Source organism: Campylobacter concisus, assembly GCF_003049735.1.
GTDB lineage: Bacteria > Campylobacterota > Campylobacteria > Campylobacterales > Campylobacteraceae > Campylobacter_A > Campylobacter_A concisus_AN.
The window spans coordinates 1-25,158 of the sequence record NZ_PIRM01000001.1 but is presented as its reverse complement, the minus strand read 5'-3'; the positions used below and the strand labels follow the sequence as shown (position 1 = coordinate 25,158).

Sequence of the window (25,158 nt, the reverse complement as noted above, 5' to 3'; positions counted from 1 at the left end):
TAAATTAAAAAAGATGATTTTAGTCTAAATTCTTAAATTTATTCTATTTTATTGTAAAATCGTGAAAATATGTGAAATTTTAAAGGAGCAAAGATGTCAAAAGACAAAAAACACCAAAAAAGCGAGAAGCTTGGCTATGAGGAAGAGCTTAGGCTGCTTCAAATTGAACTTTTAAAATTTCAAAATTACGTAAAAGAAAAAGGCCTTAGAGTGCTCATGCTAATGGAAGGGCGCGACGCAGCCGGTAAAGGAGGAACGATAAAACGCTTAACCGAGCATCTAAATCCAAGGGGTTGCCGTATAGTAGCGCTTGCTAAGCCAAGTGATGTCGAAAAAACGCAGTGGTATTTTCAAAGATATGTGACTCATCTGCCAAGTGCCGGAGAGATCGTGATCTTTGATAGGAGCTGGTATAATAGAGCTGGCGTTGAGCCAGTGATGGGCTTTTGCACGCAAGCAGAGCATAAGGAATTTTTACGTGAAGTGCCAAAATTTGAAGAGATGATCATAAACTCCGGCATAATTTTCTTTAAAATTTATCTTTCAATCACAAAAGATGAGCAGAAAAAACGCTTCAAAGAGAGGCAAAATGATCCATTAAAGCAATTTAAAATTTCACCCGTTGATCAAAAAGCACAAGAACTTTGGGATCAGTACTCTATCGCTAAATATTCGATGCTTCTTGCCTCTCACAATAGCATTTCACCATGGGTCATCGTCTCAAGCGATAACAAAAAAGAAGCTAGGCTAAATGTCTTTAAATTTATCCTAAGTCACGTTGAATATCCAAAAAAGATAAATGATTACTTAGAATTTGACAAAAACGTCGTAAGAGATGGAAGTGAAGAGATAAAACGCATAGAAGAAGGGCTAAATAAAGATAAGTTAAAGAGTATCGATTAAAGAATTTTTAACTTCTAGCTGGCGATTTGCTTAGATTTGCTAGCTAAATTTTTAAGCCCACCACATTACTTTTGCTAAAATGACCATTATTAGGCAAAGCACTAGAGCTATTAAATGTGAAAATTTACCAAATGGATCAGGCTTTTTTAAAATAATGACATTAAAAACAGAGATAAAAGTTACAAGGCACATTATGAGTAAAACAAAAATTTTTACAAGCAATAGCTTTTGAAAGTTGCTTTGCCACCAGCCAAGCTCGCCTCCAAAATAGTCTTTTGCCATATAAGCGCCACTTATTAAAAGCAATAAAAATGCCGTGCCAAAAACCTTTGCACTACCTTTTGTGTAGGCTTTTTTAACTATTTCAAGGGTTTTAGTATCAACCGTTTTTTTAGCAAATGGATATATACAAACATCGAAAAATACGTATCCTATAAATACAATGGCACAAATTAAATGAGTAATCAGAAAAAATAAGTACATTTTTTGCCTTTTTGTTTGGCATTATATAAATTTTAACTATTTAAAATACTTATTTTGAATCAATTTTAAGAATTTATGAAGATAAATTTATAAAAGAGCAAGGCAAGTGCCCTGCTCTAGGAGTTTTACTCGACTTCAGCGTCTATAACATCGTCGTCTTTTTTATTATTTCCGCCGTTTGCTCCAGCGTTTTCATCTTTTTTATACATAGCTTCTGCTAGTTTATGGCTAGCTTTGCTTAGAGCTTCTACTTTAGCATCGATTTGCTCTTTTGAAGAATTTTCATCTTTTAAGACCTCTTTTAGATCGTTTAGCGCAGCTTCGATGTTGCTTCTATCCTCAGCTGGGACCTTCTCGCCAAGCTCGCTCATGCTCTTTTCAGTTTGATGAACTAGTGCGTCAGCTTGATTTCTAGCCTCAACTGCGTCTTTGCGTTTTTTGTCCTCTTCTTTATGAAGCTCAGCATCTTTTACCATATTGTTTATCTCTTCTTCGCTTAAGCCGCTTGATCCAGAGATAGTGATGTTTTGAGCTTTGCCAGTTGCTTTATCTTTTGCTGAAACGGTTAAAATTCCGTTTGCGTCGATGTCAAACTCAACTTCTATTTGAGGTACGCCTCTTGGAGCTGCTGGGATGCCTTCGAGGTTGAAATTTCCAAGTGATTTATTATCTCTTGCAAACTCACGCTCACCTTGTAAAACCATAATAGTAACCGCACTTTGATTATCTTCAGCAGTTGAGAAGACTTGGCTTTTCTTAGTTGGTATGGTTGTACCTTTTTCGATGATCTTTGTCATCACGCCGCCAAGTGTTTCGATACCAAGGCTAAGTGGAGTTACGTCAAGAAGTAGCACATCTTTTACGTCGCCTTTTATAACAGCGCCTTGGATAGCAGCACCGATAGCTACGACCTCATCTGGATTAACGCTCTTATTTAGCTCTTTACCAAATGCCTTTTTAACCTCTTCTTGAACGAGTGGTACACGAGTTGAGCCACCGACCATTACGACCTCTTTGATGTCGCTTTTATTTAAACCAGCGTCTTTTGTTACCTCATTTATCTTAGTGATAGTCTCGCCCACAAGTGAGTCGATCATGCCCTCAAATTTAGCACGAGTTAGCTTTTTAACAAGGTGTTTTGGACCAGTCGCATCAGCTGTGATAAATGGTAAATTTATCTCAGTCTCTTGAGCTGAGCTTAGCTCTTTTTTAGCATTTTCAGCTGCTTCTTTCAAGCGTTGAAGTGCCATGATATCGCCTTTTAGATCGATACCAGTTTCGTTTTTAAACTCACTTACTAGCCAGTCGATGATCTTGTTATCAAAGTCATCACCACCTAAGAATGCGTTACCACCGGTTGCCAAAACTTCAACGATATTATCGCCAGTTTCAAGCACTGTAACGTCGAATGTACCGCCACCTAGGTCATAAACTAAAATTTTCTCAGCCTCTTTTTTATCAAGACCATAAGCAAGTGCCGCAGCTGTTGGCTCGTTGATGATACGAAGCACGTTTAGTCCTGCGATCGTTCCAGCCTCTTTTGTAGCTTTTCTTTGGCTATCGTTAAAGTATGCAGGTACGGTGATAACCGCGTCTGTTACCTTTTCACCAAGATATGCTTCAGCGTCTTCTTTTAGTTTGATGAGAATTTTTGCTGAAATTTCTTGCGGAGTATAGACCTTACCAGCGATCTCAACCGCGCAAGCGCCGTTTCTATCTACGACATGATATGGCAAGCGAGCCTTTGCCTCTTCAGCATTTTTTTCATTGCTCATCAAACCCATGATACGTTTGATAGAATATATCGTTTTTTCAGGGTTTGTAACTGCTTGACGTTTTGCAACGTCACCTACTAGAATTTCACCTTTGTCTGTAAAAGCAACAACAGATGGAGTTGTGTTTTTACCCTCTTTATTTGGGATAACCTTGCTCTCGCCGCGCTCAAAAACGCTCACACAAGAGTTTGTTGTACCTAAGTCTATACCTATAACTTTTGACATATTTTTCCTTTATTAGATTTATTTTTTAAATTTAGTTTGCCACACTGACCATAGCTGGGCGCAAAACCCTACCATTTATCATATAGCCTTTTTGTAAAGCTTGCACGATCTGACCGCTTTGCTTCTCCTCGCTATCGACCCTTAAAACAGCATTATGTACATTTGGATCAAACTCGGTATCAGTTGCGATCTCGCTCACGCCATGCTTTTCAAAGCATTTTTTAAACTGATTTATAGTTATCAAAATACCCTCTTTGATCTTTTTAGCAAATTCATCATCCTCTGGATCAAAATTTGCAGCGATCTCAAGAGCATCGATGACTGGTAGCAAGTCCCTAGCAAATTTCTCATTTGCATAGCTTGCAACGTCTGTCTTTTCTTTTTCATAACGCTTTTTGATATTTTCAAACTCAGCATTTGCTCTATAATATTTATCAGTTATCTCCCCGAGCTCTTTTTCAAGTTTTTCAACCTTTGAAATATCGCCAAGTGCGTCCAAATTTACACTATCATTAGCTAGTTCTTGCACAGGCTCAACCTCAGGTAGGTTTTGCTCTTTTACCTCTTCGCTCACGCAGCCTCCTTTATTAGATTTATAAATTTCACATAATCAGTATAAATACTGCCAGCACAGATCATCTGTGCTTCGTTGCCAAGATAGTTCGCACTAAATTTGAGGCCCATAAAATTTTCATCAAACATAGGAGAAAATGTAAGTTTCTCATCCATTTGTAAGCTAAAACTTGGGTCAAAAACCATCTTAAAACGTCTATCCTTAAACATATCAAAGGCTAAAATTTCGTTTTCTTGGAAGTAAATTTTAGTCCTTTTAAGCTCTCTTATTTTACTTTTTAGTTCGCTTAAGCCAACTTGAGAGCAGATAAGCTCAAGCTTGTTTAAACTAACTCCAACAAGATTACTTAAAAATTTATACATCCTAGCATCAAATTTAATAACGATCTCATCTTCGCCAAAATTTAAGATCGTATATCTATCATTTAAATTTAAAATTTCTAGCAATTCATTATCGATTGTGCCAAAAATCATACAATAAAGTTCAAATTCATCACATAGCTTTTTCAGCCCTTCGGCATCATTTATCTCTAAATTTATATCGCTTATAGCAAAAATTTCACTCCAATATCTTCTCATCGCTGCAATTGTTGGGATCCGACCGCCACTAATGTGAAGCTTTGTAATCTCGCCCTCATCTGAAAGCTTTTTGAAATAAACGCGTATCGTAGAAGCCGGAATAGCTGCGCTCATACGAGAACCAAGCTCATTTGAACCAATAGGCATATTGTCCTGCAAATAAGCCTCGATGATAGAATTTAGTATCAAATCACGTTTATTTGTTTTACTCACTTTTAGCACTCTTTCTTTTTAATTGCTAAGCGGATTATACAACTTTAGTTTATCAATGTCAAGTATTTAAGTTAAAATAATTTATTTATATATATTTAGTCTATATAACTAAGCTTTTTTAATATTAATTGCATAAGCCTTTCCGAAAATAAAATTATAATAAACAAGTAAATAAACTTAAAAGTCTTTTATATTGCTTCTACTTTTTAATATTTCTATACGTTATTACGTATTAATATAATGTTTTATAGTATAATATATAATATTTTTTAATTTATTTATACGTATTACTATTATTTATATATTATTTTATGTATATTTAATAAAATAATCCGTATAATAATTTAATGATTGAAACAAGTGATATATTTAATTTGCTTCACAATGCAGTTGAGGCAAAAAATATCGGTAAGAAAATTTCACAAGCAAAAATGGCAGAAGAGCTTGGTGTACCAATGAGAACATATCAAGATTGGAGGCTTGGCAACTCAAAGCCACAAGCTGCTGCTGCAGTTTGCAAACTTCTTTGTGAGCTTGACGACGATGAAATATTATTTGTTATCAATAAGATGAGAAAGTTATTAGGAAAATAGATGGAAAATTTGACACAAAAAGAGAGAATAGACCTTGAGAGTGTGTTTGCAGCTATCTGCACTAAAAAAGAGCCTAAATTTTTAGGTTTCTATAAAGACTTTTACTCGAGTGCAATTTTAAAATTTTACGTTGTTAAAGACAGAATTAAAAAAATAAAAATCAAGAAAAATTAGTTTTATATTATTTGAGCAGAAAAATATTTTTTGCTGCATTTAAAGATTAATAATTTAGATAAATTCTCCTTAAATATTGACTTTATTTAAAGAGAATTTGCCGACTTATTTCTTGCCAAATTTAGCTAGCGCTCTTTGGTAGTCCTCTTCACTATCGATACCGATACTTTGGCTCTCAACCTCTAGCATCGCTATCTTTTTGCCATTTTCTAGGGCACGGAGCTGCTCGAGCTTTTCGGTATTTTCAAGGCTTGAAGGCATAAGAGCACAAAACTCTTTTAGGCTCTTTACGCTGTATCCGTAAATGCCAAGGTGAGCCTTGTAGCTTTTGCACTCACTTCTGTTAAATGGTATCCTTGATCTTGAAAAGTAAAGTGCATATCCCTCAAAATCAGTCACTACTTTGACTAAATTTTTATCATCCGCAAACTCATCATCCATCTTTTTATAGCAAGAAAACATAAAGGCTTTTTCCCTATTTTGCTCGCAAAAAGCCCTAAATTTGGCGATATTTTCAGGCTCGATAAATGGTTCATCGGCCTGAACATTTATGATGATCTCACTCTCGCTTAGCCCCAAAATTTGCGCCGCTTCATTTATCCTATCAGTTCCACTTTGATGATCTTTGCTAGTTAGCACAGCTTTTATGCCGTGAACCTTAGCGATCTCCAGCACGCTTGGCTCGTCCACAGCAACCGCCACATCGTCCACGCCACTTACTCTAAGAGCCGTCGCCACAAACATCGGCACGCCGTTTATCTCTTTTAAAATTTTATTACTAAACCTTGTTGAAGCAAGGCGAGCTGGGATGATTATCATCGCTCGATCCATTCTAGGACGCACTTTTCGATCTCGTCCTCTTTTATGATATTTTTGTGTAAAATTTTCGCGCTAAATAGCGAATTTATCGAGCTTGGCACGCTGTCGTTTAAGATTTTAGCAGTCTTTGCCAGCGCATCTTTTTCGTCTTTCGTATCTTTGATCTGGCACGCTTTGATCATACTTGGCGTAAATTTCACCCAGTGTGCGGTCGATGTGATGACGTTTATGCGGCCAGCCTCTACCATCTTAAAGCAAGTTGCCGTATGTGGATCGATCGCGTAGCCATCCTTTGCGAGCTTTGCGATGTATGCCTCGCACTCTTTGTCGTCGCACCAGCTAGCCTCAAAGTCCTCTTTTAGCGCTTCAAGCTCTTGCTTGCTAAGCTTATAAAATTTATTTTTAGCTAGGCTTTGCATGAACTCGTTGCTTCTTTCGCTGCCAAATTTATCAAATAGCAAGCGCTCGACGTTTGAGCTGATCAAGATATCCATAGCTGGGCTTATCGTTTTAACTAGCTTTTTATCCCTTAGGTCGTAAACGCCGGTGGTAAAAAACTGCGTCAAAATGTTGTTTGCGTTTGAAGCGATCTTGATCTTGCCGATCTTTGCGCCCATTTTTTTAGCGTAGTACGCCCCAAGCGCATTACCAAAATTTCCACTTGGTACGATGATGTCAAAGCTTTCGTTTGCCTTAAGCGCCTTTTGTTTTAGCAAATTTGCGTAGGCGTAGGCGTGGTAGATGATCTGAAAGAGTATCCTGCCAAAATTTACTGAGTTTGCCGCGCTTAGTTTAAGGCGCTTTTTCTTCAGTTCAGCCTTAAATTTATCATTTGCAAGTAGCGTTTTTAGCGCTCTTTGAGCGTCGTCAAAGTCGCCTTTTATACCAAAAACCTTTAAATTTTCACCCTGCATGGTCTGCATTTGCAGTTTTTGAACCTCGCTTGTGCCGCCGTCTGGATAGAGGCAAACAACCCTTATGTTTTCGTCATTTGCAAAGGTTTGAAGTGTTGCAGGGCCTGTGTCACCGCTCGTTGCGCACATGATGAGATATTTTTCGCCTCTCTCTTTTGCAAGCTGGCTAAGAAGCGAGCCAAAAGGCTGAAGCGCCATATCCTTAAATGCCCTAGTTGGGCCGTGATATAGCTCATTTACGTATAAATTTTTATCTATTTTTTTAAAAATGACTGGATGCTTTGGATCATCAAAGCTCGCATATCTTTTGACCGCCTTTTTGAAAAATGCCTCTGGCACGTCAAATTTAAATAGCGAGATGATGTGAAGTGCGAGCTTTTCGTAGCTTATGCTTGAGAGCTCTTGCCACTTTGCCTTTGTGATCTTTGGTAACTTTTTTGGCGCGTAAAGTCCGCCGTGAGCGGAGCTTGGGCTAAGCATGGCTGTACTTAAATTTACATTTTTTACCTTTTCATCTTTCACACTTCTTGTTGGTGTTAGTCTCATTTTTTACCTTTTTTGGTTGATTTTTTTATCCAAGTTTCGTATTTTTTAAAAACCTCTTTTGGCTTAAGTGCCAAAATTTCTGGTGTTTTGTAGCTGTGGTACTTTCTTATAAATTTAGCTACTTTTTTAAATTTCACGTCCGTTTTTATGAGTAAAATTTGCTCTTTTTCATCACAAAGCTTCCCTTGCCAGATATATACGCTTTTTGCACTAAAGCTACTCACGCAAGCTGTAAGGCCCTTTTTCACGAGCTTTTTACTTAGTTTTTTTGCCTCTTTTTTCTTTGCGACTGAGGTGATTAAAATTCTCATTTTGATCTAAATTTTCCTTTTCAAAAGTGGCTCATTATAACAAAATGGGCTTAAATTTGTTGCGCCAAAACCTTTTTAAACTCTTCACTTAGCGTAACTTCAAGCGTTATAAGCGATACCCTCAGCCCAAAATCCTTTGCCTTTACATAGTCCTTTTGCGTCATCAAAAGCGAGGTCGCACTGTAACTTTGCAAAATTTCACTTAGCTCATCTTTTGAAAAGTCGTAGTGATCAGGAAAAAAGACCTGCCCTACGCACTCGCTAAAAAACGCTTCAAGGCGGGCTGGGTTTGCTATGGCTGTAACTAGCACCATGCTTTTGGTTTTATTTAAAATTTCACTCTTTCTAAAGTGAGTTTGTCCTTCACTAGCGATAAAATCGCCAAATTTATAAAAGCTAAACGGATACCTATAAGCTCCGCTTGGCAGGCAAAGCTTAAGCTTTGGCTCAGGGTTTGGGCGCACCAAGATCTCAAATTTGGCTATGTCAAATTTAGAAAATCCATCATCCAGTAAGATATACTTTGCGCCATGCTTTTTAGCGTAGCCTATAGCTACTTTTCTATCTTCGCTTACTATCACATTTGCGTTTTTAAGGCTTGTGGCGTATATCATCGCCTCATCGCCACTTGCTACTACGTCAAGTAAAATTTCGCCATTACGAGCGACAACCTGCATGCCTTTGCTCTTTCTTTTATAGCCTCTAAGAATGATAAAAGCTCCCTCGAAATTTTTAGCAATTGCCACGCAAAGCGGGGTCTTACCACTTCCTCCAAGTGTCAAATTTCCCACACTTATTATCTTTATGCCAAAGTCTATTTTTCTAGCAGTAAATTTCTTAAAAATAACAATAAGAAAATAGATAAAACTTAGTGGCAAAAGTAAAAATGCTAGTAAAATTTGAAAGAAATTTGGGCGAAAGAAGTAATCGTTCGCCCAAGCATGCAAGAAAATATTTAATTTCTTAAACACGAGTTTTAGAAATTTCTTTTACTTTGCTGCAGATGTATTGCACCTCTTCGTCACTCAAACTATGATAAATAGGCAGTGACAACACTTGCTGATAATTTTTTAAAGCATTTGGAAAATCATTTACTTTAAGCGAGTATTTGTTTTTGTAATAGCTTAGTAAATGTATCGGTATGTAGTGCAATGATGTGTGAATGCCGTGTTCCAAAAGCTCTCTAGCAAAGCCATCACGATTTTTATTTATCTTAATAATATACTGAGTATAAATGTGCTCGCGTTTTTTGACAGGGATCGTTATATTGTGGCACTCACCAAGCTCTTTATCATAAATTTTTGCGATCTCTTGTCTTCTTTGTATGAGCTTATCTGTTCTTTCTAGTTGCGCAATAGAAAATGCTGCATTTATCGAGTTTATATCATACTTTAAGCCAATATCTACGACATCATAAATATAACTCAAACTACCGAATTTATCAATGCCATTTACAAGGGCATAGTTGCGAAGTAGTTTTGCTCTTTTATAAATTTCCTCATCGTTTGTCGTAAAAAATCCAACCGTTGATATAGGATTTTGTACACGAGAATGTGTTTGAAAGCATGACAAAAAGGAGTCTGAACCAACCTTTTTACCATTGTATGTTAGTCCCATACCGCGGTTTGCATCATCTAAAATTTTTACACCGTATTTCTCACAAATAGCCGTTATCTCGTCCATCCTGGCACTTTGACCTGCGATATGAGAGATAAAAGCACATTTTAATTTTTTATGATTTTGCTCTTTTAGCACTTTCTCAAGGGCGTCTGGGCAGATGTTAAAATCTTCTTCATCAACATCCACAAAAATAGGTTCAGCATCAAAATGTCTAACAGCTTGTGCAATGCTAGGAAAAGCATTTATGGAGCAAATGACCTTATCTCCGCGTTTAGTGTCAAGCGCGCTTAGTGCCAAGTGATGTGCGGCTGCGATATTATTTGTGGTAACTACAAATTTTGCACCAAAATACTCTTTTAACTTCTCTTCAAATCTAGCAACGATATTAGTAGTATTTTCAGAGTGCAAAGCCTCCTCAATAAGCTCACTTTCACGCTCAGTGATAGTTGGTCTATAAAACGGAATCTCTCTCATCTTTAATCCTTTAAATTTTCACTATCAACGGCATTTGTCGTTTAAACCTGTTTGAAACAACTCTATTTTCTATATCCGATACTGCTTTTAATCCGAACTTTTTGATGACTTGCTCCTTGTTATTTTCTAAATTTTCTAAAATCTCATCAATAACAGCATAACTGTAACCTATGTCACCTTCGTCACTTTGACCATCCCACAAATCAGCCGAAGGTGCTTTGTTGATAAAATTTTTATCAACCCCAAGATGTTTTGCAAATTCAAAAATTTCACTTTTGTAAAGCTCTCCGATAGGATTTATCGCACATGCTAAATCCCCAAATATCGTACCGTATCCAAGCATAAGCTCACTTTTGTTGCTTGTTCCGATAACTAGAGCGTTTATACTAGATGAATAATCATAAAGCAAGCTCATTCTAACTCTAGCTGCTAAATTCCCTTTTCTTAAATTGCTCAAATTTACATCTATCGTTTCGTAAAAGGCATTTAAAATGCCCTCTATGGATAAAACCTTATATTTTATGTTTAGTTTTTCGCATAAATTTAAGGCATCGTCCATATTTTGTCTGTTTGATGATGCTGTTGGCATGATGAGTGCATGAGTTTCATTTGGTTTTGCTCTTGCACACAAAGTCGCTACTACAGCAGAATCAATACCTCCACTAACACCCAACAACAAATTTTTATCTTTAGTTTTATCTTTTAAGCTTAAAACTAAAGTTTCTTCGATCTTTTGATACTCCTTCATTCTTCCTTTGCCTAGATTTGCTTCCTTTTGCAAAAATTATACTCATTAAATTTAAAATTTTTCTTTAAGTTTAAGTAAAAAGATGTAAAATTTTAAGAAATAATAAATTTAAGGTAAAAAATGAGAGTAATACACAAAAGTTTTGGAGATTTTGACACTAATTGTTACATCGTTACAAAAAATAATTCATCTTTAGTGATAGATCCAGGAGACGGGGCAAAAGAATGGGTTTTGCAAAATGCTAAAAATTTAAAAGCTATCCTTTGCACTCACGGGCACTTTGATCATATCTTTGACGTGAGCGAGCTAAAAAATGAGCTAGAAATTCCAGTTTATATTAATAAATTTGATGCTTTCATGTGCGAGAGTGACATTTTTGGTTATATGAAAAATACTTTTACTCCAGATGTTTTGGTTGATAATGATGAAAATTTTAACATTGATGATTTTTGCATCAAATTTCATCATTTTCCAGGACATACACCAGGCTGCTCGATGATAGAGATAGATGACACGATGTTTAGTGGGGATTTTTTATTTAGAGGGAGCATAGGACGCTGGGATTTTCCTTTTTCAGATAAAAATGAAATGTTAAAAAGTCTAGGAAAATGTAAAAATTTAAAAGGTAACTTCACGCTTTATCCAGGGCACGGAGAAAGTAGTACACTAAAGGCCGAGCAAAACAATATTGGTTATTGGATAGGTATAGTAAAAAATAGCTAAAAATTTCGGTGGTATTAATTTCAAATTTCAAGCTTCTAAAGTACACTTAATCACTATTAAAAATTTATATTTTTATAAAACTAAGAGTCAATCAAAAAAGATAGATAAATTTTGTATGGGGTCTATTTTAAATTTTGAAAAGATCCGAGCGAAAGCTCGCTCGGATAAAGATTTTAGAAGCTATATTTTGCTTCAAATCTTATACGGTCTTGCTTAAAGCTTACGCCATCCTTCTTGTCCTTAGCGGCTGCATACCAAGAAAGGAATGTAAGTTTTTTGCTGTACTTGTAGCTAGTGTCAAGAGACCATTCACTTCTTTTTGCTCTCTCTTTGCCAAGATCCCAGCTATAACCTTTACCTTGAGTATATCCGGCACCAAAACCAAATTTATCTATATCATATCCAGCATTAACAAACCAGTAGTCGTTATTACCCTTGATGTTATTGTAGTATTGCTTACCACCACTCATTACACCATTTAAGATCTTAGTTGGGTTGATTAGTTGACCATTTGATTCAATTGAAACAAATGACCATTTATTATTATCTTTGTTTTTAGCATCAAAGTCTAAGTAGCCAGCGTTAAGTTTAGCACCAAATAGTTTTGTGCCAGCTTGGATAGCCCAGAAATTTGCATCGGCTACATCTTTGTGATCTGAGTCGTTATGGACAAATTGACCTTTTAGGTTTAGGTTTACATCATCAGTTACATTAAAGCTAACACCAGCTTCAGCACCATAGAGTGTTGCTATCTCTTGAAGGTTAGCAATTGCAGCCTTAAATGATACTGGATCATAGCTACCAGCTACACCTAAATAGTAAAGGTTACCTGGAGCATCATTAAATTTACTACCGTCTTTGCCTTCTACTATTCTGCCAACCAAAGGACCATCATTATCTTGGTCACTTGCTAAAGCATCATAAGCAGCAGCAGTCAAAGTAAGGCCTGGTATATCAGTACTTACTACTTTTAGACCAGTACCGGCTAGCTCGCCATCATCATAAAAAGTTTTTATAAGTTGTTTACCAGCTGTAATGGTAGTATTAGCTACTTTGTAGCCTAGATACATTTCATATACTGTGAATGAACTAGTTGTATCTGTTTTATCTGCACCATTTCCAGTAGATGTCACTTGGTATTTATTACTGAATTTACGACCAATATTATCACCAGATCCATCAGTTGTTTCTGGGGCATATCTTAGTGTTAAAACGCCAAAGAAGTTATCATCGATAGCAGCTTTAAATGATGTAACCATTCTAAAAGCATGGTTTCCTATGCTTGATTTTTGTGTATCTGATTTGTCACTATTTTTAAAGTGATCATTTGTATAACGATATCTTGCAAATCCTGAAAGATCTACATTTTTTATAGCTTCTTCAAGTGGAGTTGCACTTGCAACGCTTGAAAATGCACCTAAAGCAACCAAAGCAGCTAAGCTAACTTTTGTAATTTTCATCTAAATCTCCTTTTGATAAAAAGTTTTGAAAGGATGTTATCATAGAAAATTAATTTTATTGCTTAATTTTCCTTAAAAATTTAAAAAATGTTACCAATTATTTACCAAAATAGGATAATGAGATAAAGATTGTCTTTTTAAAAATTTTGTTTTATTTGGGATTAAATATAAGAAAATCAAAAATTTTTACTTACTTTTAGCTATTTGCCTTAGCTTCTTCTCGCTCTTTTTTTTGCCTTATAGCAGCTTCTTTTTGGATATTTTTTTGTTGAGCCAAGAAGATATGCTCTTCAAGTGTAACAAGTTGAAATATTCCTTCAAAAATTTTTATATCTTTAACATATCCAAGCACTTTTACTTCCCTTTTTCTGCTCTCTTCAAATCTTGCTTGCGCGTCAAATTCTACTACATCACCGAGCTTTAGCGGTCCAAAGAAATTTATCCTAGCTCCGATACTAACGCAAAATTCTTCATTAATAGCTAAAAGTGCAGCATGATTTGCTCCCATAAAAATAAACCCACTATGAATAAGTCCCTCAGTATCGCACACCATATCATCCGTAGTAAAAAACCTAGTCTTTGCGTGATTTTTTTCAAGTAAAAATGCCGTTCCGCTAAAATTTAGCTTTGTAAGTGGAGCGGTTTTGATCTCATTTCTTAGTGGGTTTTCATCTTCTGGTAAGATTATTTGCGATTCGTCTTTTGTATCATAGATATTTTCTTCTGCCATTTTTATCCTTAAATTTTAACTCTAACATATGCTCTTTTTGGCGCTGGGTAGCCCTCGATGGTCTTTGTATTATCGTCTGGGTCTAAGAAATTTCCAAGACTCTCGCCATCTATCCACTGCGTTTTTCGCTGCTCATTTAGATCAGTAGCCTTTGTATCAAGCAAGGTAAAATCCCTAAATTTAGCTCTCTCGCACCAGTTTTGAAGTGCCGAGAGTGTCGGCACAAAATAGATATTTGGAATTTTTAAGTATCTATCCTTTGGACTTAGCGCAAAGTCGCCCTCCATATCAATATACATAGTATCTAAAAATAGCTCACCACCAGGATTTAGCGCAGTTTTTAGCTCTTTTAGCATCTTGATAGGATCACTTCTGTGATATATCACTCCAAGACAAAAAATCGTATCAAATTTAGCTCCATACTCAGGCAAGTTCTCAACGCCAAGAAGCTCATAAGCAATATTTGAGCGGATAAATTTGTTTAAAAATTTAAACTGCAAATATGTATGCACACTAGGATCAAAGCCGGTTATGCTTTTTGGGGCATATTCAAGCATCTTAAACATATAATAGCCATTATTACAACCCACATCAGCCACGCTTTTGCCAGCTAAATTTAGGTGTGGGGTGAGGATATTAAATTTAATAAAACTTTGCCACTCACTATCTATATATATATCATCAAGTAAAAATGGCCCTTTTCGCCAAGGCTTTAGGCTAAGGGCGAGGTCATAAATTTCATCTTTTTTGGCTTGGTCTAAATTTTTAAATTTCACATTTACACTATCTTTTAGCTCAAGCTCGCAGTCAAAATTTGCTAAATTTTCTATCCTATTATAAATTTGCTTTTGCTGCTCATTAAATTTACTAAGATCCACGCTATTTCCAGTCAACGATGTTGTGCGGACACTCTTTTTGGTAGGTGCCAGTCGCGTCATAATACTCTTTACAATCATTATAATATTGAGTCGAAACTCCACGCTCGTTCATATAAAGACAACCATTGCAAAATAGCGCTATAAAGCCTAAAAATATAATCTTTTTCATGTGGCGGATTTTATCATAAATAAAAATTTTATGCTAGAATAGCAGGCAGTTTTAGAGCCAAGTTTGGCTAATATTAAGCAAAAAAGGCATTTTATGCAAAGAAGAGATTTTTTTAAATTCAGTAGTTTTTTAGGTGCAGCAAGTCTGCTTCCAAGTGTCACTCTAGCTAGCGATGAACCAGCAAATCCAGTAGTTAGAAATTTCGATGTAAATTTCAAACATTTCTTACTTGAAAAGGGCAAAAGCTCAAGAATTTGGTTGCCACTTCCACTAAGCACCACTTATCAGCAACTAACTCAAGACTACGTCATAAACACAACCGCTAAAAACGTCTATATTTCAGATACGCTAATACCTACAATGTATGCTGATTTTGAAGAAAATGAGCCAAGACCTATCTTAAATGTGCAGTTTAAAATCCAAACAACAGAGCGTAACACTGACTTTAGCAAGGTAAATTACGATCCAAACGAGAAGGTCGACCCTGCAGTTTTAGAGTTTTTAAAACCAACTTCACACATCCCAACTGACGGCGTCGTAAGAGCAAAAGCGCTAGAGATAGTTGGAAATTTAAAGGGCGATTTAGAGCGCGCAAAAGCGATCTATACGTGGGTTGCAAACACTATGCAGCGTGATAACAGCATCCTAGGATGTGGCACAGGCGACGTTAAAGCCATCCTAGAAAGTGGAAAACTAGTTGGCAAATGCACCGACATAAACTCAGTTTTCGTGGGACTTTGCAGATCAGTTGGCATTCCAGCAAGAGAAATTTTTGGTATCAGAGTTGGTCAGTCTAGATTTTCAGATCAAATGGGTAGCGCAAAAGATGGCGTAGCTAAAATTTCAGGCGGACAGCACTGCAGGGCCGAGTTTTACCTAAAAGGCTATGGTTGGATACCGGTTGACCCAGCAGATGTCACAAAGGTAAGACTGGGCGAGAAGCTAACAAATGACGATGCTAAGATCAAAGCTGTGAGAGATTACTGCTTTGGCAACTGGGAGATGTGCTGGATAGGCTTTAACTACGGCCGCGACTTTATCTTAAAGCCAACTCCAGAGCAAACTCCACTAAACAACTTCGGCTATCCATACGCTGAGGTTGATGGCAACACACAAAACTACTATTCGCCAAAAGAATTTAGCTACGACTACGTCTCAACAGAGCTAAAATGAGAGCCTTTTGGCTGATACTAACATCCATAGGTAGTGCTATCGGCGCTACCTTGTGCTGTTTGCCAGCACTTCTTTTTCTGCTTTTTGGCACATCATTTTCATTTCTATCTTGGACACAAAATTTATACGAATACCGCGTCCCTTTAAGCGTCGTGGCGGTCATTTGCTTTGTGATCTCAGGCATTGCTTTATTTTACAAGCCAAAAAGCTGCAACCTAAGTTACAAAAAGAAAAAATGGATACTTATATATATACTTTTTGGAGTGATTTTGCTTTTACTCCTTACATACCCAGAGCTTTTAGGAGAAATTTATGCGTAAAATTTTAGTTTTAACCCTTCTTGCACTTAGTTGCTATGCTGATAAAAAGATAGAAATTTCAGTACCTAGCATGCACTGTCCGCTTTGCACAGCGATTGTTAGAAAGGCTGCTCTTAGCGTTGAGGGCGTAAAAAAGGCAGATGTATCGCTAAAAGAGCGAAAAGCTGTCGTTACAGCAGATGACAAGGTCGATGAAAAAGAGCTTTTAAAAGCAGTCGATGCGACTGGCTACAAGGGCGAGATAAAATAAATTTATGGAGGCAAATATGTCAAATAGTGAAATTTTAAAGAAATTTGAGACACTTGCTGCGATACCACACTGCAGTTATGAGACTGATAAGATGCGTGATTTTCTAGCTAGCTATGCAAAAGATAAGGGCTGTGAGGTCGCAGTCGATAGCTTTGGCAACATTCATGCGTTTAAAGGCAAACCAAAAATTTGCTTGCAAAGCCACTACGATATGGTCTGCATGGGCGATGCTCCAAAGATCGAGATAGTTTACGGCGATGATGGCTACATGAGAGCCAAAAACTCATCTCTTGGCGCAGATAATGGTATCGGCGTGGCTATCATGATGCAGATGATAAGCGAATTTGATGACATTGAGTGCCTCTTTACAAACAACGAAGAAGTCGGCATGATTGGGGCCACTGGCTTTAATGGCGAGTTAAAAGCAGATAAGCTTTTAAATTTAGATAGCGAAGAGGACGATAGAGTCACTATCGGCTGTGCTGGCGGTGTAAATTTATTTGCCACTATCTCGCTTAATAGCAAAAAAACAAAGGAGAGCACGCTTTATGAAGTAAAAGTAAGCGGTCTACCTGGCGGACACTCTGGCAACGAGATACATAAAAATATCCCAAATGCGATCAAGGTTTTGGCGGCATTTGTGACTAAAAATGGCTGTAAGCTTGTCAAATTTGAAGGTGGTGAGCGAAGCAACTCTATCCCAAGTGGCGCAACTGCACTAGTTTTAAGCGATAAAGAGCTAAAGAGTGAGTGTGAAAATTTAAGCGTGAAAAAGCTTGGCACTGGTGAAGAAATTTTAGAAAATGGCGAGAAAATTTTAGCACTAATCAATTCATTTTCACAAGGTGTAAGAGCCTATAACTGCGAGCTAGGCATACCACAAGATAGCGTAAACCTCTCACTTGCAAAAATCAAAGATGATGGCACGCTTGAAGTGGAGTTTTTTGCTAGGTCAATGAGCAAAGACGGGCTAAACAGGATGGAATTTGAAATTTCTGAGCTTGCAAAAGCGCTTGGCTTTAGCGTCATTGCGAAAGATAGAAACCCTGCTTGGAAGCCTATAAATGATAAATTTGCAAACGATATCCTAGAAGAGCTAAAAATTTATAAGCCAAATGCAAGGATAACAGCCGTTCACGCTGGTTTAGAGTGCGGCGTGCTTTTGGAGAAAAAAGCGGGTCTTAGCGCTTGCTCGATAGGACCAAACATCCACTCACCTCACTCAACAAGAGAATGCTGCGAGATTGAATCTGCACTTTTTATAGAAAAAGTAGTTCGCGGTATCGTTAAAAAATACAACTCATAAAAAAATAAAATTTGCTAGAAATTTCTAGCAAATTTTGGATTTTGAAGATTTAGGATTTTCCCGCAAGCACGAGCAAATTTATATTATTTCCCAAACTCATAAACGATCTTACCACTTTTTATCGTGGTAGTCGCTGCGCCTTTTAGCTTTTTACCAAAAAGCGGAGAATTTATCGATTTTGAGCGGTTTATCTTTTCATCATAAACATACTCGATCTCAGGGTCTATCACCGCGATGTCAGCTAGCATGCCCTCTGCAAGTCTGCCTTTATCTTTTAAATTTAGTATCTTAGCTGCGTTTGTAGAGGTTAGCTCCACCATGCGCTCTAAACTTATAACGCTCTCATTTACGAGCTTTAGAGTGAGTGGCACAAGGGTTTGAAGTCCGATGATACCAAATGGCGCCTTGTCAAATTCCACTATCTTTTCGTCTGTGTGGTGCGGGGCATGATCGGTGGCGATAACGTCTATAAGACCGCTTTTTAGTGCCTCTCTCACGGCTTTTACGTCGCTTATCTCACGAAGTGGCGGCGACATTTTGAAATTTGTATCGTAGGCATTTTTCAAAATTTCATCGTCGCTAAAGCTAAAGTGGTGAGGTGTCGCCTCGCAAGTGATGTTTATACCCTCTTTTTTGCCCATTTCGATGATCTTTAGCGAGTACTCCGAGCTTACGTGAGCGATGTGGATGTGCGCTTTGGTGAGCTTTGCAAGAAGCATGTCACGGCTCACTGCGATCTCCTCTTTCTCTCTTGCCATGCCACGAAGTCCAAGTATGGCTGAGACCTTACCCTCGTGCATGACGCCCTGCCTGCAAAGCGAGCAGTCCTCTGAGTGGCTTATACAAAAGCTACCAAACATGCTTGAATACTCAAGTGCCGCCCTCATAACGCTTGAGCTAGTCACTGGTAGGCCATCGTCACTAAATGCAACTGCGCCAGCATCTATAAGATCGCCCATTTCAACGATCTCGTTGCCACCAAGCCCTTTGCTAATGGCTGCGATTGGTAAAAGATCGATCAGTCCGCAGTTTTTAGCCTTTTCTATCATCGCTCTTGTGATTGAAGCGTTGTCATTTACTGGGTTTGTGTTAGCCATGCAAAGGCAGGTGGTCACTCCTCCAGCCACGGCTGCTTGTGAGCCTGAGATGATGTCATCTTTATACTCTTGGCCAGGATCGCGAAAATGCACGTGCATATCGATAAGTCCTGGCATAACGAGCTTATTTGTAGCATCGATGACCTTATCAGCCTCAAATTTCTCACTTCCGATTTTGGCTATTTTGCCGTTTTCTATTAGGATATTTGCCTTAAATTTCTCGTCGCTATTTACGATAGTGCCGTTAATTATTGCTATTTTCATCGTTAGCCCCTATTTTTTGCAAGCGTATTTAGTATCGCCATTCTTATAGCAACGCCGTTTTCAACTTGATTTAGTATGACTGAGTGTGTGCCATCAGCCACGTCTGAATTTAACTCCACGCCCCTATTTATCGGTCCTGGGTGCAACACGATCGCATCAGGTTTGGCTAGTTTTATTCTATTTTTATTTAGTCCAAAAAATTTCGAGTACTCCCTCGAGCTTGGAAATGCCACGTCAGCACCGCCACGCTCTAGTTGGATGCGAAGCATGATGATGACGTCGCTGCCCTCGCAAGCCTCCTCCATATTTTTGCAAATTTTAGACTCAAAGACCTCAGCATCTTTTGGCATCATCATCTTTGGTGCAAAGAGCTTTAAATTTATGCCAAATTTCTTCATCGCCCAGATGTCAGACCTTGCCACGCGGCTTCTTGCGATGTCGCCGATGATAGCTACATTTAGGTTTTTATCCAAAATTTTACCATGCTCTCTTAGCGTGAAAAGATCAAGCAGAGCTTGGCTTGGGTGCTCATTTGTGCCGTCCCCTGCATTTACGACGCTAGCCTCTGTCCTATCAGCTGCAAATTTCGCCGCTCCAGAGCTTGGGTGACGAAGCACGATGATATCAGTTCTCATAGCAGCCATGTTATTCATAGTGTCATTTAGGCTCTCGCCCTTTGTCACGCTAGAGCTTGATGAGCTGAAATTTATCGTATCAGCCCCAAGCCTCTTTGCTGCGATCTCAAAGGATGTTCTAGTTCTTGTCGAGTTTTCATAAAATGCGTTGATCGTGGTCTTTCCACGAAGATAGTCATTTTTTTTCACTTGGCTTAAATTTAGCTCCTTAAACTCTTTCGCCGCCTCTAAAAAATATAAAATTTCTTCCTTGCTAAGCTCTCTAGTTCCTATCAAATCTTTATGTTTGTAGCCCATTTTAAGCCTCTTAAATTTATTTTGTCACAAAGTCGCAAGCTGGTTGGTAGCCGTTATCACAAGCTTTTTTAAATAAAGCCTTTGCTTTTTCTTCGTTCTTTGCTTCGTTTGCGTCTTTATCTTTTACAAGGCCATAAGCGATCATTTCGCCTAGTTTTTCGCACGCCATGCCCTCATTTTCGTCACACATTTTTGTAAAAATTTTCTCAGCCTGAACTCTATCTTTTGCTACGCCGTCTCCGTTAAATAGCATGATCGCATTCATCGTGCAAGCTTTTTTCTCGCCCTCTCCACAAGCCTTATTAAAATAAAGATAAGCTTCATTGAAATTTTTCTTTGCATAAAGCTCGTTTGCCTTGTCTAAATTTTCATTTGCCATAGCATTTAACGCAAAAAGCGCCGCCGCTAAAACTAAAATTTTCTTCATATTTTCTCCTTATTTAAATAACTTTGGATGGTATTTTTTCATATATTCAACTATCTCTATGACCTCGTCGCTACCACTAGCATCAGAGTTTTCTAGCGCATCATCGATGCACTCGACATAGAGATTTGCCGCCTCTTCAAGCTTGTCCTTTTTCACGCCAGCATAGTAAAACATCGCCTCAAGCACCATGCTAAGCTCGTAGCTAAGCTCCTCTACGCTTACCTCTTCTTCTTTCATATCTCCTCCTGTGTTTTTTTAGTTATTAGATCAACTATCTGCGCCTTGATCGGCTCATAGCTAAAGCCATCTTTGAAATTTGCAAATAGTCCGCCGCTTGCATTCACGTGTCCGCCACCGCCAACTAGGTGTTTTGCCATGGCGCTAACATCAAGCTTGCCATTTGCGCGAAAACTTAGCGTTTTTTTATTTGTCACGTCGATAAAGAAGTCAAATTCAGGATTTGCCACTAAAAAGTCGTTGCCGATAACCGAAACATTGCCGATATTGTAGGTTAAAATTCCTTTATGATCTTTATAGTTTATGCTAAATTTCTCTTTATTTTCACTAAGTTTTTTTACGACATAGTTTGAAATTAGATTGCTTAGCGTATCGTCTTTATCCTCTTTGAAAAATGACTTCTTAATAGCATGCACCTGCATATCAAGGCCGATATAGTCGTTTTTCTCGTTAAAAAATTTGCTTGCTTCTTTTAGGATGTGATCCATATAGAGGTTATTTTCAGCTTCAAACATCACTTTATTTATCTCTTTAGCATTTGCCACAAGCCCCAAGCAGACCTTTCCCATCTCGAAATTTTTATCATCTTTTAGCCAGATATCCACGGCATTTACGACGTCACTAAAAATTTCAAGCTCTTTGTTTTTGCCAAAAATGCCCGCAAAAAAGTCGTAAGTGATCTTTGTGGCGCACCTTGAACTATCCAAAAAATACCATGAGTAAGCGCTCGCACACTCGGCACCGCTTTGATGATGATCTAGCAAAAATAACTTTATATTTTTACCCTCTATCATCTCAGTAAAGCTCTCGCACTGAGCTATAGTTAAATTTAGATCAGTGATCAAGATGACGTTTTTATCGTCATTTGAGGCATCTATCTCAGCTAAAATTTGAGCAAATTTATCATCTATCTCTCTGCCGTAGTTTGAGTTTAGAAATTTCACATCTTTGAAGTAAAAATTTGTTATGTATTGCGCGCCGTATCCGTCAAGATCGGTGTGCGAGAGGTGATAAAATTTCATCGTTTTCCTTTATAAATTTTCTATTTCTATGACGCCAACCGTTTCAAATGGCGTATTTGCCGAGATCTCAGCAAAGCTTAGCACCACGATGTCGATGGCAAAATTTGCACAGATATTTGCTATAAATTTTCTTAGACTTGGCTCCACGCAAAGCACCATTTCGCCATGCTGACTCATCGGACGTTTCTCTTTTTCATGCCTTAGAGCCTGAACGATCGATGAAGTTTGAGCCACATTTATCATAAGATGATACGCACCATCTTTATACTGCACCGCGTCCATAAGCTTTTGCTGCGCAGCACTATCTAAAATGTAAAAATTTAGCTGGCCTTTCTCATCGACATAAAGCGAGGTGATGACACGTGAGAGCGCTGCACGCACGTGCTCGATGATCATATCTAGGTTTTTGCTAACCTCAGCGATATCGCTAATTGATTCAAGTATGCTAAGCAGATCTTTGATCGGGATATTGTCTTTAAGCAGCGCTTTTAAAACCTTTTGGATCAAATTTATAGGTGCGATCCTTAGCGTATCCTCGACCACAACTGGGTAGTCGATCTTTAGTTTGTCTAATAAATTTTGCGTCTCTTGGCGAGTTAGAAGCTCAGCCGCATTTTGCTTGATAAGCTCGCTCATATGCGTTGAGATGACGCTTGCAGGATCAACTATCGTGTAGCCGCTAAGTATGGCATCCTCTTTAACGCTAGCATCGATCCAAAGAGCGTCTAGCCCAAAAGCTGGCTCTTTTGTCGGAATCCCCTCGATATCTTCGCTAACTAGTCCACTATCCATCGCTAGAAATTTATCCGCATAAATTTCACCCTGACCGATCACGATGCCTTTTAGCTTAAAGCGGTATTCGTTTGGCGGTAGTTGAAGGTTGTCGCGGATCCTTATCTTTGGCATCAAAAAGCCAAGACTTGAAGCGATATTTCGCCTCATAGCACGAATCCTCTCAATGAGATCCACATCAGCTAGCTTTAGTAGGCCATATCCTAGATCAAGCTCTAAAATTTCAAGCTTCAAGATATCATTTATCTTCGTCTCTTCTTCTCTTGCGATCTCTTCGTCGCTCTTCTTTGGCGCCTTAGCAGCCCCACCACTAGCAGCTGCACCTGCTCCGCTTTGCGTAGCGGCTCCAGTTTTTTTAGAAGCTGTTTTGTCTTTTGGTGCAAGGCTTAAATTTAGCCCTCCATCTTTGGCCTGCTTGATGATGTAGCCAAGTCCCAAAAATAGCACTGCAATAAAGCCAAGAGAAAGAGTCGGAAGCCCAGGCACAAGGGCAAACATAAATAGTATAAAGCCAACTATTAGCAAGGTTTTATAATCCCCTAAGAGCTGATTTAGTGTGCCTTCTGCAAAGTCCTCGTCGTCCTTGCTAGCCCTTGTGATGATGATAGCGGTTGCTGTTGATGTGATAAGCCCTGGGATCTGGCTAACAAGGCCATCACCGATAGTTAGGATCGTATAGTACTGAGCCGATGTCGCCATATCAAGGCCGTGCTGAAACGAGCCGATAGCAAAGCCACCGATGATATTAATGATAGTGATGATGATGCCAGCGACGGCGTCACCTTTTATAAATTTAGACGAACCATCCATCGCTCCATAGAAATTTGCCTCACCGATGATAGCTTGACGTCTTTCACGCGCTGTTTTTTCGTCAATCAGGCCAGCATTTAGGTCCGCATCTATCGCCATTTGCTTACCTGGCATCGCATCAAGTGTAAAACGTGCTTGCACCTCGCTCACACGGGTTGAGCCCTTTGTTACGACCATGAAATTTATGAGAACTAAGATACAAAAGACGATGGTGCCGATGACAAAGTTGCCGCCAACTACGAAATTTCCAAAACTTGAGATGATCTCGCTGACCGCTTCTGGGCCGTTGTGACCTTCGCTTAAGATCATACGCGTGGTTGCGATATTTAGCGAGAGGCGAAAAAGCGTAACGATAAGAATTAGTGTCGGAAATGTACTAAGATCGGTTGGTTTTGGCACATAAATCGAAATTAAAATTATAAGCACAGAAATAGAAATAGAAAGTGCCAGAAAAAAGTCAAGCACCGCGCTTGGAAGCGGTACGATGATGATAGCAAGGATGGCAACAATGACACCAACGATGCTAAGACTTTTAAACTTAACAATTGGCGCAAGAAACGGCGCAACAAGAGTTAAGATATTATTTTTTTGCTTTGCCAACTTTACTTCTTAACGATGTCACTTAGCTTGATCGCATCAAGCATCTCGTCGATCTTGCTTTGAAGGCCGCTAAACATCGACCAAATTTGACAGCTTGAGGCTTTATTTGACGGGCAGCCATCCGCAGAAGATGAGCACTCAAAGACGTTAAGTTCACGTTTTTCAGCGCACTCTATTATCTTTTTTATGCTTAAATTTTCAGGTTCGTTATTTAGTGCGAAACCGCCATTTGCCCCTTTAAACGACTTTAAAATTCCATCTTTTGCAAGATTTTGTAAAATTTTGGCTAAAAAGCTTTTTGAAATTTTAAGTTCATTTGAGATCGTATCAACATCAACTGGAGATGATTTTTGAGATATTAAAATAAGTGAAAGTAGAGCGTATTCGCTTGCCTTTGTAAAAAGCATTTATCTTCCTTAAGTCTTTAAATAGCCCTAATTTTATTAAATTTTTACTGCATTTTTCATTAATTTTCAAAAAGCGTAGTTTTATCTAACTTTATGTTTTAAATGCTATAATCGCTCTTCCAAAATTCACCAATCAGGAGGTCATTATGGCTTTGGATTCGGCTAAAAAAGCTCAAATAGTTGCGAAATTCGCTAGAAAAGAGGGAGATACAGGCTCTCCAGAGGTTCAAATAGCTCTTTTAACAGCTAGAATAACTGAACTTACAGAACACCTTAAAATTTTCAAAAAAGACTTTTCATCACGTTTAGGTCTTTTAAAACTAGTTGGTCAAAGAAAAAGACTTTTAAAGTATCTTAAAAACAAAGACTACACTACATATTCAAAACTAATCTCTGAGCTTGGCTTAAGAGATAAATAATCCATCGGAGAGCGATCTGCTCTCCTTGCTAAATTTCTTTTATCTATTTTTTTATTCAAAATTTACAGCTCAATTTTAAAATTTTTCCATCTTTAGTATTAATTTATCTACTTACAATATGACTAACCTTTTTAAACAAAGCAAAATTAAAATTAATTTCTTCATTTTATATAAAAAGCTAAATCTCTATAT

At 38.0% G+C, this 25,158-nt stretch carries 30 protein-coding genes; 9 read left to right on the top strand and 21 right to left on the bottom strand.

All coding sequences use genetic code 11. The features are described 5' to 3' along the window. Window positions 1-93: 93 nt before the first annotated feature. Window positions 94-903, top strand: a complete 810-nt coding sequence (gene ppk2, locus CVS97_RS00140; protein ID WP_087578978.1) for a polyphosphate kinase 2 — start codon at window positions 94-96, stop codon at window positions 901-903. A gap of 51 nt (window positions 904-954) precedes the next feature. Here the strand turns inward: ppk2 and CVS97_RS00135 are convergent, their stop codons facing one another. From CVS97_RS00135 to CVS97_RS00120, 4 genes are all read right to left on the bottom strand, one after another. After that, entirely contained in the window at window positions 955-1,386 is a 432-nt protein-coding gene (locus CVS97_RS00135) for a trehalose-6-phosphate synthase (RefSeq protein WP_072594612.1), read from the bottom strand. A gap of 125 nt (window positions 1,387-1,511) precedes the next feature. After that, a complete protein-coding gene (dnaK, locus tag CVS97_RS00130; protein WP_072594611.1) occupies window positions 1,512-3,386 on the bottom strand; it encodes a molecular chaperone DnaK in 1,875 nt (624 codons plus the stop codon). 31 nt (window positions 3,387-3,417) lie between these two features. Then, the gene (gene grpE / locus CVS97_RS00125) at window positions 3,418-3,960 is read right to left on the bottom strand and encodes a nucleotide exchange factor GrpE (RefSeq protein ID WP_072594610.1); all 543 of its coding nucleotides are present in this window, start codon (window positions 3,958-3,960) and stop codon (window positions 3,418-3,420) included. Then, window positions 3,957-4,751, bottom strand: coding sequence for an HrcA family transcriptional regulator (locus tag CVS97_RS00120; protein WP_072594685.1), 795 nt, complete (start codon window positions 4,749-4,751; stop codon window positions 3,957-3,959). Before CVS97_RS00120 ends, grpE begins: the two co-directional genes overlap by 4 nt. Before the next feature lie 347 nt (window positions 4,752-5,098). Between CVS97_RS00120 and CVS97_RS00115 the strand changes: the two genes are divergently transcribed. Together CVS97_RS00115 and CVS97_RS09280 are read left to right on the top strand one after the other, a co-directional pair. After that, complete coding sequence (locus CVS97_RS00115; RefSeq protein WP_072594609.1) at window positions 5,099-5,344, top strand: DNA-binding protein; 246 nt, start codon at window positions 5,099-5,101, stop codon at window positions 5,342-5,344. Beyond that, window positions 5,345-5,518, top strand: coding sequence for a hypothetical protein (locus tag CVS97_RS09280; RefSeq protein WP_021091517.1), 174 nt, complete (start codon window positions 5,345-5,347; stop codon window positions 5,516-5,518). It begins immediately after the preceding gene. 105 nt (window positions 5,519-5,623) lie between these two features. Here the strand turns inward: CVS97_RS09280 and kdsB are convergent, their stop codons facing one another. The 6 genes from kdsB to CVS97_RS00085 are packed head-to-tail and all read right to left on the bottom strand — an operon-like array spanning window position 5,624 to window position 10,950. Continuing rightward, a complete protein-coding gene (kdsB, locus tag CVS97_RS00110) occupies window positions 5,624-6,337 on the bottom strand; it encodes a 3-deoxy-manno-octulosonate cytidylyltransferase (RefSeq protein WP_107784660.1) in 714 nt (237 codons plus the stop codon). Further along, window positions 6,334-7,797 (bottom strand): threonine synthase, encoded by a 1,464-nt coding sequence (gene thrC / locus CVS97_RS00105; protein ID WP_107784659.1) that lies wholly within the window; start codon window positions 7,795-7,797, stop codon window positions 6,334-6,336. Before thrC ends, kdsB begins: the two co-directional genes overlap by 4 nt. Continuing rightward, a complete protein-coding gene (gene cutA / locus CVS97_RS09555; protein WP_107784658.1) occupies window positions 7,794-8,108 on the bottom strand; it encodes a divalent cation tolerance protein CutA in 315 nt (104 codons plus the stop codon). The genes thrC and cutA overlap by 4 nt, the downstream gene beginning before the upstream one ends. A 50-nt stretch (window positions 8,109-8,158) precedes the next feature. Continuing rightward, on the bottom strand, window positions 8,159-9,079 hold the full coding sequence (locus CVS97_RS00095) for a tetraacyldisaccharide 4'-kinase (protein WP_107784657.1): 921 nt from the start codon (window positions 9,077-9,079) through the stop codon (window positions 8,159-8,161). Further along, window positions 9,072-10,202, bottom strand: coding sequence for a DegT/DnrJ/EryC1/StrS family aminotransferase (locus CVS97_RS00090; protein WP_021091466.1), 1,131 nt, complete (start codon window positions 10,200-10,202; stop codon window positions 9,072-9,074). Before CVS97_RS00090 ends, CVS97_RS00095 begins: the two co-directional genes overlap by 8 nt. 10 nt (window positions 10,203-10,212) lie before the next feature. Beyond that, a complete protein-coding gene (locus CVS97_RS00085; RefSeq protein ID WP_072594604.1) occupies window positions 10,213-10,950 on the bottom strand; it encodes an NAD+ synthase in 738 nt (245 codons plus the stop codon). Window positions 10,951-11,070: 120 nt separating this feature from the next. On the opposite strand from CVS97_RS00085, the gene CVS97_RS00080 reads away from it, so the two are divergent. Next, on the top strand, window positions 11,071-11,673 hold the full coding sequence (locus CVS97_RS00080; RefSeq protein ID WP_107784656.1) for an MBL fold metallo-hydrolase: 603 nt from the start codon (window positions 11,071-11,073) through the stop codon (window positions 11,671-11,673). A 173-nt stretch (window positions 11,674-11,846) separates the two neighbouring features. Here CVS97_RS00080 and CVS97_RS00075 read toward each other — a convergent pair whose 3' ends face one another. The 4 genes from CVS97_RS00075 to CVS97_RS09275 form a co-directional block, all read right to left on the bottom strand. After that, complete coding sequence (locus CVS97_RS00075; protein ID WP_107784655.1) at window positions 11,847-13,133, bottom strand: major outer membrane protein; 1,287 nt, start codon at window positions 13,131-13,133, stop codon at window positions 11,847-11,849. Window positions 13,134-13,329: 196 nt separating this feature from the next. Beyond that, window positions 13,330-13,863, bottom strand: coding sequence for a thioesterase (locus CVS97_RS00070; protein ID WP_107696375.1), 534 nt, complete (start codon window positions 13,861-13,863; stop codon window positions 13,330-13,332). Between the two features lie 8 nt (window positions 13,864-13,871). Continuing rightward, a complete protein-coding gene (gene cmoB / locus CVS97_RS00065) occupies window positions 13,872-14,741 on the bottom strand; it encodes a tRNA 5-methoxyuridine(34)/uridine 5-oxyacetic acid(34) synthase CmoB (protein WP_107784654.1) in 870 nt (289 codons plus the stop codon). Between the two features lies 1 nt (window position 14,742). Next, on the bottom strand, window positions 14,743-14,910 hold the full coding sequence (locus CVS97_RS09275; protein WP_002942642.1) for a hypothetical protein: 168 nt from the start codon (window positions 14,908-14,910) through the stop codon (window positions 14,743-14,745). Window positions 14,911-15,003: 93 nt separating this feature from the next. Between CVS97_RS09275 and CVS97_RS00060 the strand changes: the two genes are divergently transcribed. The 4 genes from CVS97_RS00060 to CVS97_RS00045 are packed head-to-tail and all read left to right on the top strand — an operon-like array spanning window position 15,004 to window position 17,959. Then, a complete protein-coding gene (locus tag CVS97_RS00060; protein WP_087578989.1) occupies window positions 15,004-16,083 on the top strand; it encodes a transglutaminase-like domain-containing protein in 1,080 nt (359 codons plus the stop codon). Further along, complete coding sequence (locus CVS97_RS00055; RefSeq protein WP_021090140.1) at window positions 16,080-16,403, top strand: hypothetical protein; 324 nt, start codon at window positions 16,080-16,082, stop codon at window positions 16,401-16,403. The genes CVS97_RS00060 and CVS97_RS00055 overlap by 4 nt, the downstream gene beginning before the upstream one ends. After that, the gene (locus tag CVS97_RS00050; protein WP_087578990.1) at window positions 16,396-16,653 is read left to right on the top strand and encodes a heavy-metal-associated domain-containing protein; all 258 of its coding nucleotides are present in this window, start codon (window positions 16,396-16,398) and stop codon (window positions 16,651-16,653) included. Before CVS97_RS00055 ends, CVS97_RS00050 begins: the two co-directional genes overlap by 8 nt. Window positions 16,654-16,669: 16 nt before the next feature. After that, on the top strand, window positions 16,670-17,959 hold the full coding sequence (locus tag CVS97_RS00045; protein WP_087578991.1) for a M28 family peptidase: 1,290 nt from the start codon (window positions 16,670-16,672) through the stop codon (window positions 17,957-17,959). An 83-nt stretch (window positions 17,960-18,042) separates the two neighbouring features. Here the strand turns inward: CVS97_RS00045 and CVS97_RS00040 are convergent, their stop codons facing one another. The 7 genes from CVS97_RS00040 to CVS97_RS00010 are packed head-to-tail and all read right to left on the bottom strand — an operon-like array spanning window position 18,043 to window position 24,547. After that, window positions 18,043-19,320 carry a dihydroorotase gene (locus CVS97_RS00040; protein WP_107784653.1) on the bottom strand — a complete coding sequence of 426 codons (1,278 nt, stop codon included), beginning with the start codon at window positions 19,318-19,320 and terminating at the stop codon, window positions 18,043-18,045. A 2-nt stretch (window positions 19,321-19,322) separates the two neighbouring features. Beyond that, window positions 19,323-20,252, bottom strand: a complete 930-nt coding sequence (locus tag CVS97_RS00035) for an aspartate carbamoyltransferase catalytic subunit (RefSeq protein WP_107784652.1) — start codon at window positions 20,250-20,252, stop codon at window positions 19,323-19,325. A gap of 16 nt (window positions 20,253-20,268) precedes the next feature. Further along, window positions 20,269-20,679 (bottom strand): tetratricopeptide repeat protein, encoded by a 411-nt coding sequence (locus CVS97_RS00030; protein WP_107784651.1) that lies wholly within the window; start codon window positions 20,677-20,679, stop codon window positions 20,269-20,271. A 9-nt stretch (window positions 20,680-20,688) separates the two neighbouring features. Next, window positions 20,689-20,916, bottom strand: a complete 228-nt coding sequence (locus tag CVS97_RS00025; protein ID WP_103648273.1) for a hypothetical protein — start codon at window positions 20,914-20,916, stop codon at window positions 20,689-20,691. Beyond that, a complete protein-coding gene (locus CVS97_RS00020; RefSeq protein WP_107784650.1) occupies window positions 20,913-21,938 on the bottom strand; it encodes a DHH family phosphoesterase in 1,026 nt (341 codons plus the stop codon). The genes CVS97_RS00025 and CVS97_RS00020 overlap by 4 nt, the downstream gene beginning before the upstream one ends. Before the next feature lie 9 nt (window positions 21,939-21,947). Then, window positions 21,948-24,140 carry a flagellar biosynthesis protein FlhA gene (flhA, locus tag CVS97_RS00015; RefSeq protein WP_107784649.1) on the bottom strand — a complete coding sequence of 731 codons (2,193 nt, stop codon included), beginning with the start codon at window positions 24,138-24,140 and terminating at the stop codon, window positions 21,948-21,950. Between the two features lie 2 nt (window positions 24,141-24,142). Further along, a complete protein-coding gene (locus CVS97_RS00010) occupies window positions 24,143-24,547 on the bottom strand; it encodes an RrF2 family transcriptional regulator (protein WP_054196916.1) in 405 nt (134 codons plus the stop codon). A 146-nt stretch (window positions 24,548-24,693) separates the two neighbouring features. Here CVS97_RS00010 and rpsO point away from each other — a divergent pair, with 146 nt between their 5' ends. Further along, window positions 24,694-24,966 carry a 30S ribosomal protein S15 gene (gene rpsO, locus CVS97_RS00005; RefSeq protein WP_004317763.1) on the top strand — a complete coding sequence of 91 codons (273 nt, stop codon included), beginning with the start codon at window positions 24,694-24,696 and terminating at the stop codon, window positions 24,964-24,966. Window positions 24,967-25,158: the final 192 nt, after the last annotated feature.

Bases quoted from the DNA above. Each gene is read 5' to 3' on its own strand.
- dnaK (WP_072594611.1), bottom strand. From the start codon at position 3,386: ATGTCAAAAGTTATAGGTATAGACTTAGGTACAACAAACTCTTGTGTG.
- CVS97_RS00090 (WP_021091466.1), bottom strand. From the start codon at position 10,202: ATGAGAGAGATTCCGTTTTATAGACCAACTATCACTGAGCGTGAAAGT.
- kdsB (WP_107784660.1), bottom strand. From the start codon at position 6,337: ATGATAATCATCCCAGCTCGCCTTGCTTCAACAAGGTTTAGTAATAAA.
- CVS97_RS00060 (WP_087578989.1), top strand. From the start codon at position 15,004: ATGCAAAGAAGAGATTTTTTTAAATTCAGTAGTTTTTTAGGTGCAGCA.
- CVS97_RS00040 (WP_107784653.1), bottom strand. From the start codon at position 19,320: ATGAAAATAGCAATAATTAACGGCACTATCGTAAATAGCGACGAGAAA.
- rpsO (WP_004317763.1), top strand. From the start codon at position 24,694: ATGGCTTTGGATTCGGCTAAAAAAGCTCAAATAGTTGCGAAATTCGCT.
- ppk2 (WP_087578978.1), top strand. From the start codon at position 94: ATGTCAAAAGACAAAAAACACCAAAAAAGCGAGAAGCTTGGCTATGAG.
- CVS97_RS00020 (WP_107784650.1), bottom strand. From the start codon at position 21,938: ATGAAATTTTATCACCTCTCGCACACCGATCTTGACGGATACGGCGCG.
- CVS97_RS09280 (WP_021091517.1), top strand. From the start codon at position 5,345: ATGGAAAATTTGACACAAAAAGAGAGAATAGACCTTGAGAGTGTGTTT.
- CVS97_RS00045 (WP_087578991.1), top strand. From the start codon at position 16,670: ATGTCAAATAGTGAAATTTTAAAGAAATTTGAGACACTTGCTGCGATA.
- CVS97_RS09275 (WP_002942642.1), bottom strand. From the start codon at position 14,910: ATGAAAAAGATTATATTTTTAGGCTTTATAGCGCTATTTTGCAATGGT.
- CVS97_RS00115 (WP_072594609.1), top strand. From the start codon at position 5,099: ATGATTGAAACAAGTGATATATTTAATTTGCTTCACAATGCAGTTGAG.
- thrC (WP_107784659.1), bottom strand. From the start codon at position 7,797: ATGAGACTAACACCAACAAGAAGTGTGAAAGATGAAAAGGTAAAAAAT.
- CVS97_RS00030 (WP_107784651.1), bottom strand. From the start codon at position 20,679: ATGAAGAAAATTTTAGTTTTAGCGGCGGCGCTTTTTGCGTTAAATGCT.
- CVS97_RS00135 (WP_072594612.1), bottom strand. From the start codon at position 1,386: ATGTACTTATTTTTTCTGATTACTCATTTAATTTGTGCCATTGTATTT.
- CVS97_RS00075 (WP_107784655.1), bottom strand. From the start codon at position 13,133: ATGAAAATTACAAAAGTTAGCTTAGCTGCTTTGGTTGCTTTAGGTGCA.
- CVS97_RS00025 (WP_103648273.1), bottom strand. From the start codon at position 20,916: ATGAAAGAAGAAGAGGTAAGCGTAGAGGAGCTTAGCTACGAGCTTAGC.
- CVS97_RS00035 (WP_107784652.1), bottom strand. From the start codon at position 20,252: ATGGGCTACAAACATAAAGATTTGATAGGAACTAGAGAGCTTAGCAAG.
- CVS97_RS00080 (WP_107784656.1), top strand. From the start codon at position 11,071: ATGAGAGTAATACACAAAAGTTTTGGAGATTTTGACACTAATTGTTAC.
- cutA (WP_107784658.1), bottom strand. From the start codon at position 8,108: ATGAGAATTTTAATCACCTCAGTCGCAAAGAAAAAAGAGGCAAAAAAA.
- CVS97_RS00085 (WP_072594604.1), bottom strand. From the start codon at position 10,950: ATGAAGGAGTATCAAAAGATCGAAGAAACTTTAGTTTTAAGCTTAAAA.
- CVS97_RS00070 (WP_107696375.1), bottom strand. From the start codon at position 13,863: ATGGCAGAAGAAAATATCTATGATACAAAAGACGAATCGCAAATAATC.
- CVS97_RS00055 (WP_021090140.1), top strand. From the start codon at position 16,080: ATGAGAGCCTTTTGGCTGATACTAACATCCATAGGTAGTGCTATCGGC.
- CVS97_RS00010 (WP_054196916.1), bottom strand. From the start codon at position 24,547: ATGCTTTTTACAAAGGCAAGCGAATACGCTCTACTTTCACTTATTTTA.
- CVS97_RS00050 (WP_087578990.1), top strand. From the start codon at position 16,396: ATGCGTAAAATTTTAGTTTTAACCCTTCTTGCACTTAGTTGCTATGCT.